Genomic DNA, 14508 nt, shown 5'->3' on the forward strand with positions numbered 1-14508 from the left:
CTTCAAGAAATGGGTTATACCGTTTCAAAGAATTCCAATTCTTTGCTCTCAGCGCTTAGGGACACGATAGCTTTCTTCCAGATGGAAGTGTAACCAGAGTGTTTGCCATAACGTTTAGGCTTAGCTGGCATTCTGAGTGTGTTTACATTTGTAACTTTCACTTTGAAGATTGCTTCGATAGCTTGTTTAATTTCTGTTTTGTTAGCGCGAAGATCCACTTCGAAAACATACTTTTTGTTAGCCATTAGGTCGCTTGTACGCTCAGTGATGATCGGGCGCTTGATAATGTCGCGTGGATTTTTCATTGTGCAAGCACCTCCTCAACTTTCTGTACAGCCTCTTGTGTTAAGATCAATTTGTCATAAAGCATGACATCAAGAACGTTAACTCCATCAGCAGCAACAAATTTCACACCTGGGATATTACGAGCAGACAAAGCAACATTGGAGTCGTTAGGAACGCCTACAACTAGTACTTTTGTATCTACTTTCAGGTTATTCAGAATAGCAACGAATTCTTTCGTTTTCGGAGCATTCATTTGTAGTTGATCCAGAACGATCAAGTTGTTATCGATAAGTTTCGAGGACAAAGCGGATTTGATCGCTAAGCGACGAACTTTTCTTGGTAATTTGAAACCATAGCTGCGAGGAGTTGGTCCGAATACGGTACCGCCGCCTTTCCACTGTGGAGCACGAATACTACCTTGACGAGCACGACCTGTACCTTTTTGTTTCCAAGGTTTGCGACCACCGCCGCGAACTTCTGAACGACCTTTTGTTTTGTGAGTCCCTTGACGCACAGCTGCTTGTTGCAATAGAACAGCTTCGTGAATCGCATGAACGTGAGGTTCAATTCCGAAAACAACATCAGACAGTTCAACTTCTCCTACCTGAGCACCTGTTACATTATATAAAGCTACTTTTGGCATCTGTCTTCCTCCTTTCTTACTTTTTCACAGCAGACTTCACGCTAACGTAGCTGTTTTTAGGACCCGGAATGGAACCTTTAACTAGCAATACATTACGATCAGCATCTACTTTAATGATTTGAAGATTTTGAAGTGTTACTGTTTCGTTACCCATATGTCCTGGTAATTTCTTACCTTTAGGAACGCGGTTTGCTTGAATGGAACCCATCGAACCTGGTCCGCGGTGATAACGTGATCCGTGTGCCATTGGCCCAGTGGATTGGTTATGTCTTTTGATGTTACCTTGGAAACCTTTACCTTTGGAAGTACCCGTTACATCAACGAATTCGCCCTCTGTAAACAGATCTGCTTTCAGTTCTTGACCAACTTCATAGTCACCCAACTGAATGCCACGAATTTCTTTAACGTAGCGCTTAGGCGTTGCCCCTGCTTTTTTCGCATGGCCAAGCTCTGGTTTAATGATACGGCTAGCTTTTACATCATCAAAACCGATTTGGATCGACTCATAACCATCGTTATCCACATCTTTCTTTTGCAGTACCACACATGGTCCCGCTTGAATGACAGTTACCGGAACTACATTACCCTCCGGAGTAAACAACTGTGTCATCCCAAGTTTTTTTCCTAAGATACCTTTCATCGTTGACACCTCATTTCCTTCCATTGTTAACTCTATAGTTGTTTTACAGTTTGATCTCGATGTCAACGCCAGACGGTAAGTCCAGACGCATCAAAGCATCAACTGTTTGTGGTGTTGGATTCACAATATCGATTAGACGCTTATGCGTACGCATTTCGAATTGCTCACGCGAATCCTTGTACTTGTGCACCGCACGAAGAATCGTGATGATTTGCTTCTCTGTCGGAAGCGGAATCGGACCGGATACACCTGCACCGGAACGCTTGGCAGTTTCCACGATTTTCTCAGCTGATTGATCAATAATTCTGTGATCATAAGCCTTCAAACGGATACGAATTTTTTGCTTTGCCATTTAAAAGTCCCTCCTTCTATCGCCCAATTTATTATCGGACATACTCCGCGAAAATTCTCCAACAGCCATCCCCATGGCAAAGGGGCCTGGTGTGTCGGCAACCTTTCGCATCATCGCAACGTCACAGACCAACGTTTAATATTATATAAAATTATAAAACGAAAAGCAAGTGAAATTTTAGGCTAATGCACAAAATTATTTATAAATGCTTTTCTCTTCTATATAAGTTACACTCCGCTGCCGTACCCTCAATCCGTTTCTCCATTATAATAAAAGATTATTATTAAAACTACTGCATTCTGTTTCCAGTCCATTAGTCAGATATCAAGAAAGATTAGCCGCGGAAACAACAAAAAACATCCATCGCATAAACGATGGATGTTCTGTCTCTCAAAGAGAGATTACTTTTGAATTGTAGCAACCGCGCCCGCACCAACTGTACGTCCGCCTTCACGAATCGCGAAGCGTGTTCCTTCTTCGATTGCGATTGGGTTGATTAGTTCTACAGTAACTGTGATGTTATCACCTGGCATAACCATCTCAGTACCTTCTGGAAGGGAGATGATACCCGTTACGTCAGTTGTACGGAAGTAGAACTGTGGACGGTAACCAGTGAAGAAAGGCTTGTGACGGCCACCCTCTTCTTTAGTTAGAACGTAGATTTGTGCTGTGAAGTTTGTGTGTGGTTTAACTGAACCTGGTTTCGCAAGAACTTGTCCACGCTCGATATCTTTACGATCAACACCACGAAGCAAAGCTCCAATGTTGTCACCAGCTTGAGCGGAATCAAGCAATTTACGGAACATCTCTACACCAGTTACGATGCATTTACGAGTTTCTTCAGCGATACCAACGATTTCAACTTCTTCTTGTACTTTAACAGTACCACGCTCAACACGACCAGTTGCAACTGTTCCACGACCAGTGATTGAGAATACATCCTCAACTGGCATAAGGAAAGGTTTGTCTGTTTGACGCTCAGGAGTTGGGATATAAGTATCAACTTGCTCAAACAACTCGATGATTTTGTCAGCCCAAGGACCATCTGGGTTTTGAAGAGCTTCACGAGCAGCTCCACGGATGATTGGAGTATCATCGCCTGGGAACTCGTATTCGTTAAGAAGGTCGCGAACTTCCATCTCAACCAATTCAAGCAACTCTTCGTCTTCAACCATGTCACATTTGTTAAGGAATACCACGATGTAAGGTACGCCTACTTGACGGGAAAGAAGAATGTGCTCACGTGTTTGTGGCATAGGGCCATCAGCTGCGGATACAACTAGGATAGCGCCGTCCATTTGAGCAGCACCAGTGATCATGTTTTTAACATAGTCAGCATGTCCTGGGCAGTCTACGTGTGCGTAGTGACGGTTAGGTGTTTCGTACTCAACGTGAGCTGTGGAGATTGTGATACCGCGCTCGCGCTCTTCTGGTGCTTTATCGATTTGGTCGAATGCTACTGCAGCTCCACCGTATCTTTTGGACAATACTGTTGTGATAGCAGCTGTCAAAGTTGTTTTACCATGATCGACGTGACCAATAGTTCCGATGTTAACATGCGGTTTGTTACGTTCAAATTTAGCCTTTGCCATTTTAAACGATTCCTCCTTAGAGTAACTAGTATTTTTATATTAAGCGCCTTTGCCTTTTGCAATAATTTCTTCTGCAATGGACTTAGGTACCTCTTCATAATGTGAAAGTTCCATGGAGTAAACACCACGGCCTTGTGTTCTTGAACGAAGTGTTGTGGAGTATCCAAACATTTCGGACAAAGGCACCTTAGCACGAATGACTTGTGCTCCATGACGGCTATCCATACCTTCGATACGTCCACGACGGGAGTTAAGGTCACCCATAACATCGCCCATGTACTCTTCTGGCACAGTAACTTCAACCTTCATGATTGGCTCAAGAAGAACCGGTTTACATTTTTCTTTCGCTGCTTTAAGTGCCATGGAACCCGCGATTTTGAACGCCATTTCATTGGAGTCAACATCATGGTAAGATCCATCAACAACTGTAGCTTTGATATCCACAAGCGGGAATCCTGCGATTACACCGTTCTTCATGGACTCTTCGATACCAGCTTGAATAGGTGCGATATACTCTCTAGGAATAGATCCGCCCACAACTTTGTTTTCGAAGATGAAACCTGTACCAGCTTCTTGTGGTTCGAACTCAACCCAACAATGTCCGTATTGACCACGACCACCGGATTGACGAACGAATTTACCTTCAACCTTAGCTGCTGCACGGAATGTTTCACGATAAGCAACTTGTGGTTTACCTACATTGGTTTCGACTTTGAACTCGCGAAGCATACGGTCAACTAGGATCTCAAGGTGAAGCTCACCCATACCTGCGATGATCGTTTGTCCTGTTTCTTCGTCAGTAGAAGCACGGAAAGTAGGATCTTCTTCAGCAAGTTTTTGCAATGCGATACCCATTTTATCTTGATCGGCTTTCGTTTTCGGTTCTACAGCAAGCTGGATAACCGGTTCAGGGAAGACCATTCTCTCAAGAATAACTGGATTTTTCTCATCACAAAGTGTATCACCAGTTGTTGTATCTTTCAATCCAACAGCTGCGGCAATATCACCAGCGTATACAATGCTGATCTCTTGACGGCTGTTCGCATGCATTTGCAGGATACGACCAACGCGCTCACGTTTGCCTTTTGTCGCGTTAGAGACATAGGAACCGGAGTTCAAGGTACCAGAGTAAACACGGAAGAACGTAAGACGACCAACGAAAGGATCTGTCATGATTTTGAATGCAAGCGCTGAGAAAGGTTGATCATCAGCAGACTTACGAACCACTTCAGTACCATCGTCAAGTACACCTTTAATATCAGGTACATCAAGTGGTGAAGGCAGATAGTTAATAACTGCATCCAACATCAATTGAACACCTTTGTTTCTGTAAGAAGACCCTACGATAACTGGGAAGATTTTAACATCACAGACACCTTTACGTAGAGCTGCTTTGATCTCGTCAACAGAGATTTCTTCGCCCTCGAGGTATTTCATTGTAAGCTCTTCATCAAGCTCAGCAACTTTCTCGATTAGTTCCAAACGAAGCTCAGCAACTTGATCCTTGAACTCAGCAGGAATTTCGATTTTCTCGATATCCTTACCAAGATCATCTTTGTACATATAAGCAGTTTCTTCAACCAAGTCGATGATGCCTTTAAAATCATTCTCAGCACCGATTGGAAGTTGAATAGCTACTGCATTTGCACCTAGCTTTAAACGCATGGACTCAACAACTTGCAGGAAGTCTGCACCGATGATGTCCATTTTGTTTACGTAAGCAATACGTGGAACGTTGTATTTATCAGCTTGTCTCCAAACTGTTTCGGATTGAGGTTCAACGCCCTCTTTCGCGCTAAATACACCAACTGCTCCATCTAACACACGAAGGGAACGCTCTACCTCAACGGTAAAGTCAACGTGCCCTGGGGTATCAATAATATTGATGCGGTGACCTTCCCATTGCGCAGTTGTAGCGGCGGAAGTAATCGTGATTCCGCGCTCTTGCTCCTGCTCCATCCAGTCCATCGTAGCTGCACCTTCGTGCACTTCTCCGATTTTGTGAACTTTACCAGTGTAATACAAGATACGCTCTGTTGTTGTCGTTTTACCAGCATCGATATGAGCCATGATCCCGATATTACGTGTGTTTTTTAAGGAGAACTCTCTAGCCATAGGTCGTTATGTCTCCTTTCTGTTAATTGTATTTGAATTCTACCAACGGTAGTGAGCGAAAGCTTTGTTAGCTTCAGCCATTTTGTGTGTATCTTCACGTTTCTTAACGGAAGAACCTGTGCTATTGCTAGCATCGATAATTTCATAAGCCAATCTTTCTTCCATCGTCTTCTCACCGCGAAGACGGGAATAGTTAACCAACCAACGCAAACCTAATGTCGAACGACGGTCAGGTCTAACTTCGATAGGCACTTGATAGTTTGCTCCACCAACACGGCGAGCTTTAACTTCTAGTACTGGCATAATGTTTTTGATAGCAGCTTCAAACACTTCCATCGGCTCTTTACCTGTACGATCTTTCACGAGGTTAAAAGCGTTGTATAGAATCGTTTGTGCTACCCCTCTTTTTCCATCAACCATAATACGGTTGATAAGACGAGTAACTAGTTTGCTATTATAAATAGGATCTGGCAATACGTCTCTGCGAGTAACTGGACCTTTACGAGGCATAGTTATCCCCCTTTCTTATAAGAATCATCCCTGATTATTATCTCTTATTTTTTAACTTTCGGACGTTTCGTACCGTATTTGGAACGGGATTGCTTACGGTTGTTAACACCGGAAGTATCTAGAGCTCCACGTACGATGTGATAACGTACCCCTGGAAGATCTTTAATTCTACCACCACGGATCAATACAACACTGTGTTCTTGCAGGTTGTGACCGATACCTGGGATATAAGCTGTCACCTCTACGCGGTTCGTTAAACGAACACGTGCGTATTTACGAAGTGCGGAGTTAGGCTTCTTAGGAGTCATAGTACCTACACGCGTGCAGACACCACGTTTTTGAGGAGCGCTCAAATCCGTTGCTTCTCTTTTCAAAGCGTTAAAACCTTTTTGTAAAGCTGGTGATTTGGACTTATCCACCTTCGCTTGACGACCTTTACGTACTAGTTGGTTAATTGTTGGCATATCGCCACCTCCTCCCTACATTCATAACATGATGTGCTTCTTGCAAGCCCACAGATCCAGGCGAGTCATAAATGAGCAAAGAGAAAGTCTTTGTTATGGAGAGCTGTCAAAGTCACGAGTACTTATGCAAACTTCTTCCACTAACAAAAACGCCTTTAGCACTTATTCATTTACAACAGCTGCTACCGCAGCTCCAACTTCAATTCCACATGCTTTACCTAGCATCTTCATAGAATCTACGTAGGTTACAGGCACACCCATCTGCGTACAGAGAGCTACCAGATTTATCGTCAATCGCGGATCTGCATCTTTAGAAACAAAAACTTCTATCGCCTTACCTTGCTCGACTGTTTTTGTAACTTTCTTCGTGCCTACACATCTATTCTTCGCCTGTTTGACTATTTCATAAGACATTAGGCACCCCCTTCAAAGAAAGGAAAGAATATCGACTTAGGCACACTTCGATATATTATCATTTTGATTGGGTGGTGTCAAGGGTTAGTTCAAGTATTTCTACTAAAAGCAGCTGACATTTTCGTTTAAATAAAAAGAGATAGCGCACCCCTAATCAAGTGGCTACCTCTTTCTCTATATTTAATTACTCAACAGCAACTGTTTCTTTCTCCAAATCTTCATCCAAAACGACAACTTCGTTCGGGTTCGTGATTCGAATGTTACGGTATCTCGGCATACCTGTTCCCGCAGGGATCAGTTTACCGATGATAACATTCTCTTTCAAACCTAACAATTGGTCGACTTTCCCCTTAATCGCTGCATCTGTCAAGACACGTGTAGTCTCTTGGAATGACGCCGCTGATAAGAAGGAATCCGTTTCAAGGGAAGCTTTGGTGATACCGAGCAAGATTGGACGAGCAACCGCAGGTTCTGTGCCAGCGAACAAAGCAACTTTATTAGCTGCTTCATACTCATGAATATCAACAAATGAACCAGGTAGTAGCGTTGTATCACCCGCGTCTACGATGCGGATTTTACGTAGCATTTGACGAACCATAACTTCAATATGTTTATCGTTAATTTCTACCCCTTGGTTACGATATACACGTTGTACTTCTTGAAGAATATAGTTCTGAACGCCGCGAATACCTTTGATGCGAAGCATTTCTTTCGGATCGATAGATCCGTCTGTTAGCTCGTCGCCAGCTTCAACTTGTTGATTCAACGAAACACGCACACGAGATCCGTAAGGAACTGCATATACTTTGGATTCCGCTTCACCTTGAACTTCGATTTCACGACGATCCTTAGCTTCACGAATTTCCTTAACGACACCGTCGATTTCGGAAATGATCGCTTGACCTTTCGGATTACGTGCCTCAAAGAGTTCCTGAATACGCGGTAAACCTTGTGTAATATCGTCTCCGGCAACACCACCGGTATGGAACGTACGCATCGTCAACTGTGTCCCTGGCTCACCAATGGATTGCGCGGCAATAATACCAACTGCCTCACCAACCTCAACGAATTGACCAGTAGCCAAGTTACGACCATAACATTTCTTACAAACACCATGATTGGTGCGGCAGCTAAGTACAGATCGAATTTGAAGTTTCTCAATACCTGCTTCAATAATACGATCTGCAATGCCAGATTCAATCAGTTCATTACGTTGCACGATCACTTCACCTGTTTGTGGATGACGAAGCGTTTCATAGGCGTAGCGACCTTCAATACGATCGTAGAGATCCTCAATAACCTCTTTACCGTCTTGAATTTTGCTAACCATGAAGCCTTTATCTGTTCCACAATCGTCTTCACGAACGATAACATCTTGTGCTACGTCAACGAGACGACGAGTCAAGTAACCGGAATCCGCTGTACGAAGTGCTGTATCGGCAAGACCTTTACGCGCTCCGTGCGTGGAAATAAAGTATTCTAAGATTGTCAGACCTTCACGGAAGTTCGATTTAATTGGCAACTCCATAATTTTACCGGATGGATTCGCCATCAAACCACGCATACCGCCAAGCTGTGTAATCTGTGATTTGTTACCCCGCGCCTTGGATTCAACCATCATGGAAATAGAGTTGTATTTATCTAGGGATTTCATCAAAATCTCAGTGATTTCATCCTTCGCTTTACTCCAGATCGCAATAACGCGGTCGTAACGCTCTTCATCCGTAATCAAACCACGACGGTATTGGTTCGTAACTACGCGTACTTTCTCTTCACATTCCTTCAGGATTGCTACTTTTTCGGTTGGAACTACAACGTCAGAGACAGCTACGGTAATACCGGCTTTCGTTGAATACGTGAATCCAAGCTCTTTAATTTTATCAAGAATCATCGATGTTTGCGTTGTATGATACTTACGGAAGCACTCAGCAATAATCGATCCTAAATATTCTTTACCTACCGCTTTGTTCTCATCACGTTCCAACATGATTGCTTTCAGATCTGCACCTTTTTCAAATACGAAATGCGCATCTGGAATACCATTCAATAGGTTCGTTTTGGTCGGCTCATTGATGAACGGGAAATCAGCTGGATAGATTTCGTTCATAATGATTTTACCGATTGTAGTGATCAACATAGCGTTTTGTTGCTTCTCAGTGAAACTCGTTTTGTTCAATGCTCTAGCAGGGATTGCAACACGAGCGTGTAGTGCCATTTTGCCCGATTGGTAAGAAGAAACTGCTTCATGAACGGTTCTAATGATAGAACCAGCACCTTTAGCGAATTTGTTATCCGTTGTTAAGTAGAAACTTCCCAGAACCATATCCTGTGAAGGTGTAACAACCGGCTTACCGTCTTTCGGATTCAAAATGTTACCTGATGCTAACATGAGCAAGCGAGCTTCAGCTTGTGCTTCTGAGGATAATGGAACGTGAACGGCCATTTGGTCACCGTCGAAGTCAGCGTTGTAAGCTGTACAAACGAGCGGGTGAAGTTTAATAGCGCGGCCTTCAACCAGAATCGGTTCAAAAGCTTGAATACCCAATCTATGCAATGTCGGTGCACGGTTCAGAAGAACCGGGTGCTCTTTAATAACTTCTTCAAGAACGTCCCAAACATCTGGACTTACGCGCTCAACTTTACGCTTCGCACTCTTAATGTTATGAGCCAAACCTTTATTCACAAGCTCTTTCATAACGAAAGGCTTGAATAATTCAAGCGCCATTTCCTTCGGAAGACCACATTGGTACATCTTCAGGTTAGGTCCTACTACGATAACGGAACGACCAGAGTAGTCAACACGTTTACCGAGCAAGTTCTGACGGAAACGACCTTGTTTACCTTTCAGCATATGGCTGAGGGATTTCAAAGGACGGTTACCTGGACCTGTTACTGGACGGCCGCGACGACCGTTATCGATCAATGCATCAACCGCTTCTTGAAGCATCCGTTTCTCATTTTGAACAATGATATCCGGTGCCCCTAGGTCGAGCAATCTCTTCAGACGGTTATTACGGTTAATAACACGACGATAAAGATCATTCAAATCGGATGTCGCAAAACGCCCACCGTCAAGTTGAACCATCGGACGAAGCTCAGGAGGGATAACTGGAAGTACATCCAGTACCATCCAACCAGGCAAGTTCTTCGAGTTACGGAATGCTTCCATAACTTCCAGACGCTTAATCGCACGATTACGACGTTGACCTTGTGCAGTTTTGAGTTCTTCTTTGAGTGTGTCTACTTCGCGTTCGATATCAATATCGATGAGAAGCTTCTTCACGGCTTCCGCACCCATGCCCGCTTGGAAAGCATAGCCGTATTTCTCACGATAGCTACGGTATTCTTTCTCAGACAATAGTTGCTTCTTCTCAAGTGGCGTATCACCTGGATCCGTTACTACGTAGGATGCAAAGTAGATGATTTCCTCCAAAGATCTTGGAGACATATCTAGTGCAAGACCCATACGGCTAGGAATCCCTTTGAAGTACCAAATGTGTGAAACAGGAGCAGCAAGTTCAATGTGTCCCATGCGTTCACGACGTACTTTTTGACGGGTTACTTCAACGCCACAACGGTCACAAACAACGCCTTTATAACGAACACGTTTGTATTTACCGCAATGACATTCCCAATCTTTCGTAGGTCCGAAGATCTTTTCACAGAAAAGACCTTCTTTCTCAGGTTTTAAGGTTCTGTAGTTAATCGTTTCCGGCTTCTTTACTTCCCCACGGGACCAAGAGCGAATTTTATCGGGTGATGCCAAGCCGATTTTCATAAACTCGAAGTTGTTAACGTCCATCAAGGAGCAACCCTCCTTTAAGAAATTTAAACCCACTTTACAGTGAATCGTTCTCGTTCTAAAGCTATGTTACTATTCGTTGACCCCAAGCTCGGAGCCCTCAATGTTTAGGTTTAATTTATCGCTTGTCACTTCGTCGTCGTCATCAGCTTCGCGCATCTCGATCTCTTCTTCATCGCCAGACAGGATCTTAACATCCATACCTAAGCTTTGAAGCTCTTTGATCAAAACTTTGAAGGATTCCGGAACACCTGGTTCTGGAACGTTCTCGCCTTTGACAATGGATTCGTACGTTTTCACACGGCCCACAACGTCATCTGACTTAACGGTAAGAATTTCTTGCAATGTATAAGCAGCTCCATATGCCTCGAGTGCCCATACCTCCATCTCCCCGAAACGTTGTCCACCGAACTGCGCTTTACCACCCAGCGGCTGCTGAGTAACAAGGGAGTAAGGTCCTGTGGAACGGGCATGGATTTTATCGTCAACCATGTGTGCCAATTTGATCATGTACATAACGCCAACGGTTACTTCACGCTCGAAGGACTCACCTGTACGACCATCGTACAGAATCGTTTTACCGCTACGTTGCATACCTGCTTCTTCCATGGCATCAAATACGTCATACTCACGCGCTCCATCGAATACTGGTGTTGCAGCGTGAATACCCAAATACTTGGAAGCCATACCTAAGTGAACTTCAAGTACTTGACCGATGTTCATCCGGGAAGGAACCCCTAGTGGATTCAGAACGACTTCTACTGGTGTACCATCTGGAAGGAAAGGCATATCTTCTTCAGGGAGAATACGTGCAACTACCCCTTTGTTACCATGACGTCCCGCCATTTTGTCGCCTTCGGAAATTTTCCGTTTTTGAGCAATATAGACACGAACGAGTTGGTTAACACCTGGAGGCAGCTCATCGCCGTTCTCACGCGTAAATACTTTCACATCAACCACGATACCATCTGTACCATGCGGTACGCGTAGGGACGTGTCACGAACCTCACGAGCCTTCTCACCGAAGATTGCGTGCAGCAATCTTTCTTCCGCCGTTAGCTCCGTTACACCCTTCGGCGTTACTTTACCAACGAGGATGTCGCCAGCGCCGATTTCAGCACCAACACGAATGATTCCGCGCTCGTCAAGATTCTTAAGTGCGTCTTCCCCTACGTTCGGGATGTCGCGAGTAATTTCTTCAGGTCCAAGCTTCGTATCACGAGCTTCCGACTCGTATTCCTCGATATGAATGGAGGTGTACACATCTTCTTTAACAAGCTTTTGGCTTAGCAAGATCGCATCCTCATAGTTGTAACCTTCCCAAGTCATGAAAGCTACGACTACGTTGCGTCCAAGCGCCAATTCACCTTGTTCTGTAGACGGTCCATCAGCAAGGATATCTCCTGCTTTAATCAATTGACCTTTTTTTACAATCGGACGTTGATTAATGCAAGTACCTTGGTTAGAACGCATAAATTTGTGAAGCTTATATTTCACGATGTTACCGCTAACTAGCTTGCCATCAACCATTTCTTGGCGACGCAACCAAATTTCGTTCGCAGCAGCTTTCTCAATAATTCCATCAAATTTGGAGACAATACATACTCCGGAGTCCTTAGCAACCTTGTGCTCCATTCCTGTACCTACAAGCGGAGCTTTAGGAATAAGAAGTGGAACAGCTTGACGCTGCATGTTGGAACCCATTAAGGCACGGTTGGAGTCATCATTTTCAAGGAACGGGATTAACGCTGTCGCTACAGAAACAACTTGCTTCGGAGAAACGTCCATGTAGTCGACACGTTCAACCGGAAGTGTTAAGTTATCATCTTTGTAACGAACGATAATCGCATCTTCAACGAATTTATTTTCTTCCGTCAACTTCGCATTCGCTTGCGCGATAACGTAGTTATCTTCTTCATCTGCTGTCAGGTAAGCGATTTGATCAGTTACCAAACCTGTCTTCGGATCTACCCAACGATACGGTGCTTCAATGAAGCCATACTCATTAATACGGGCAAACGTAGACAAGGAGTTGATCAAACCAATGTTCGGTCCCTCAGGCGTCTCAATTGGACACATACGGCCATAGTGAGAGTGATGCACGTCACGAACTTCCATCCCTGCGCGCTCTCTCGTCAAACCGCCGGGTCCGAGTGCAGATAGACGTCTCTTGTGCGTCAATTCAGCAAGCGGATTCGTTTGGTCCATAAATTGCGATAGTTGGGAGCTACCAAAGAACTCTTTGATCGACGCGATAACAGGACGAATGTTGATCAATGCTTGCGGCGTGATCACGTTAGCGTCTTGAATCGACATACGTTCACGAACAACACGTTCCATACGGGAAAGACCGATACGGAATTGATTTTGAAGCAATTCACCTACAGAACGAAGTCTACGGTTACCAAGATGGTCAATATCATCTGTATTTCCAATACCATGCAGTAAGTTAATAAAGTAGTTAATGGATGAGATGATATCGGCAGGCGTGATGTTTTTGACAGCTTTATCAATAACACCGTTAGAAATAACCTTAACTACCTTGCCTTCTTCTGTTGGTGAGTAAACGTTAATGCACTGAACAGGGATTGTATCCGCGCCAGTTACACCTTTAGGAATCGTAAACTCTTTATATCCCGCACCTTTTTCGATAAAAGGAAGGATTTCATCAAGCACACGACGATCCAACAATTGTCCAGCTTCAGCAATGATTTCCCCAGTTTCGGAATCCACCAAAGTTTCAGCTAAACGTTGATTGAACAAACGGTTCTTGATGTGTAATTTTTTATTGATTTTGTAGCGACCTACGTTCGCTAAATCGTAACGCTTCGGATCAAAGAAACGAGCAACGATCAAGCTTCTTGCATTATCAAGCGTAGGCGGCTCACCTGGACGAAGACGCTCGTAGATTTCGATCAACGCTTTTTCCGTAGAATCGGTGTTATCTTTATCTAGCGTGTTACGAATATATTCGTTATCGCCAAGCAAATCTAGAATTTCAGCATCCGTACCAAATCCTAATGAACGAAGCAATACAGTAACTGGGATTTTACGCGTGCGATCGATACGAACATAGATGATATCCTTCGCATCTGTCTCAAGCTCCAGCCACGCTCCGCGGTTCGGAATCACTGTTGCTGTGTAAGTTTTTTTGCCGTTTTTATCCACTTTCGTGCTATAATAAACACTGGGAGATCGAACGAGCTGGGAGACGATTACACGCTCCGCACCGTTAATAATGAACGTTCCTGTATCGGTCATAATAGGGAAATCCCCCATGAACACTTCTTGTTCCTTGACCTCGCCAGTTTCCTTATTAATCAAACGGACTTTGACTCTTAACGGCGCCGCATATGTTACGTCGCGTTCTTTGGACTCATCAACGGAATACTTAGGATCGCCTAAGCTATAGTCGATGAACTCCAGTACTAGGTTCCCTGTAAAATCCTGAATCGGGGAGATATCCTGAAACATCTCACGAAGTCCCTCTTCCAAAAACCACTCATACGATTTTTGCTGGATTTCAATCAGGTTTGGAATGCCCAGAACCTCATTAATTCGTGCATAAGTCCTGCGTTTACGTCGTCCAAATTGAACAAGATGTCCCGCCAACTTTCATTCACCCCTCAACTCTACTCAATAAATAAAAAGAAAGAAGAAAAACTTCGACCGACGTACACTCAGGACGCCT

Annotated in this window: 11 protein-coding genes; all 11 read right to left on the reverse strand. The window is 44.0% G+C overall.

Features of this window, described 5'->3' with window-relative positions; translation table 11 throughout:
- Positions 1-14 precede the first annotated feature (14 nt).
- Positions 15-305, reverse strand: coding sequence for a 50S ribosomal protein L23 (rplW, locus tag ASG89_RS23410; RefSeq protein WP_056618288.1), 291 nt, complete (start codon positions 303-305; stop codon positions 15-17).
- Positions 302-928 (reverse strand): 50S ribosomal protein L4, encoded by a 627-nt coding sequence (gene rplD / locus ASG89_RS23415; RefSeq protein ID WP_028557494.1) that lies wholly within the window; start codon positions 926-928, stop codon positions 302-304. The genes rplW and rplD overlap by 4 nt, the downstream gene beginning before the upstream one ends.
- Before the next feature lie 16 nt (positions 929-944).
- Positions 945-1568 carry a 50S ribosomal protein L3 gene (gene rplC / locus ASG89_RS23420; RefSeq protein ID WP_057313454.1) on the reverse strand — a complete coding sequence of 208 codons (624 nt, stop codon included), beginning with the start codon at positions 1566-1568 and terminating at the stop codon, positions 945-947.
- Positions 1569-1611: 43 nt separating this feature from the next.
- On the reverse strand, positions 1612-1920 hold the full coding sequence (rpsJ, locus tag ASG89_RS23425) for a 30S ribosomal protein S10 (protein WP_028557496.1): 309 nt from the start codon (positions 1918-1920) through the stop codon (positions 1612-1614).
- 401 nt (positions 1921-2321) lie between these two features.
- Positions 2322-3512: an elongation factor Tu gene (tuf, locus tag ASG89_RS23430; protein WP_028557497.1), complete on the reverse strand. Its 1191-nt coding sequence runs from the start codon at positions 3510-3512 to the stop codon at positions 2322-2324.
- 39 nt (positions 3513-3551) lie between these two features.
- A complete protein-coding gene (gene fusA, locus ASG89_RS23435) occupies positions 3552-5627 on the reverse strand; it encodes an elongation factor G (RefSeq protein WP_057313455.1) in 2076 nt (691 codons plus the stop codon).
- A gap of 39 nt (positions 5628-5666) precedes the next feature.
- The gene (rpsG, locus tag ASG89_RS23440; RefSeq protein WP_028557499.1) at positions 5667-6137 is read right to left on the reverse strand and encodes a 30S ribosomal protein S7; all 471 of its coding nucleotides are present in this window, start codon (positions 6135-6137) and stop codon (positions 5667-5669) included.
- A 44-nt stretch (positions 6138-6181) separates the two neighbouring features.
- Positions 6182-6601 (reverse strand): 30S ribosomal protein S12, encoded by a 420-nt coding sequence (gene rpsL, locus ASG89_RS23445; RefSeq protein ID WP_028557500.1) that lies wholly within the window; start codon positions 6599-6601, stop codon positions 6182-6184.
- A gap of 162 nt (positions 6602-6763) precedes the next feature.
- Complete coding sequence (locus ASG89_RS23450) at positions 6764-7015, reverse strand: ribosomal L7Ae/L30e/S12e/Gadd45 family protein (protein ID WP_056618306.1); 252 nt, start codon at positions 7013-7015, stop codon at positions 6764-6766.
- A 184-nt stretch (positions 7016-7199) separates the two neighbouring features.
- Entirely contained in the window at positions 7200-10820 is a 3621-nt protein-coding gene (rpoC, locus tag ASG89_RS23455) for a DNA-directed RNA polymerase subunit beta' (RefSeq protein ID WP_057313456.1), read from the reverse strand.
- A gap of 69 nt (positions 10821-10889) precedes the next feature.
- A complete protein-coding gene (rpoB, locus tag ASG89_RS23460) occupies positions 10890-14429 on the reverse strand; it encodes a DNA-directed RNA polymerase subunit beta (protein WP_056618311.1) in 3540 nt (1179 codons plus the stop codon).
- Between the last annotated feature and the right edge of the window lie 79 nt (positions 14430-14508).

Source organism: Paenibacillus sp. Soil766 (genome assembly GCF_001428105.1).
Taxonomy (GTDB): Bacteria; Bacillota; Bacilli; order Paenibacillales; family NBRC-103111; genus Paenibacillus_E.

What these genes read in the sequence shown, in the direction of transcription:
- rplW (WP_056618288.1), bottom strand. Translation starts at nt 305, where the DNA reads ATGAAAAATCCACGCGACATTATCAAGCGCCCGATCATCACTGAGCGT.
- rplD (WP_028557494.1), bottom strand. Translation starts at nt 928, where the DNA reads ATGCCAAAAGTAGCTTTATATAATGTAACAGGTGCTCAGGTAGGAGAA.
- rplC (WP_057313454.1), bottom strand. Translation starts at nt 1,568, where the DNA reads ATGAAAGGTATCTTAGGAAAAAAACTTGGGATGACACAGTTGTTTACT.
- rpsJ (WP_028557496.1), bottom strand. Translation starts at nt 1,920, where the DNA reads ATGGCAAAGCAAAAAATTCGTATCCGTTTGAAGGCTTATGATCACAGA.
- tuf (WP_028557497.1), bottom strand. Translation starts at nt 3,512, where the DNA reads ATGGCAAAGGCTAAATTTGAACGTAACAAACCGCATGTTAACATCGGA.
- fusA (WP_057313455.1), bottom strand. Translation starts at nt 5,627, where the DNA reads ATGGCTAGAGAGTTCTCCTTAAAAAACACACGTAATATCGGGATCATG.
- rpsG (WP_028557499.1), bottom strand. Translation starts at nt 6,137, where the DNA reads ATGCCTCGTAAAGGTCCAGTTACTCGCAGAGACGTATTGCCAGATCCT.
- rpsL (WP_028557500.1), bottom strand. Translation starts at nt 6,601, where the DNA reads ATGCCAACAATTAACCAACTAGTACGTAAAGGTCGTCAAGCGAAGGTG.
- ASG89_RS23450 (WP_056618306.1), bottom strand. Translation starts at nt 7,015, where the DNA reads ATGTCTTATGAAATAGTCAAACAGGCGAAGAATAGATGTGTAGGCACG.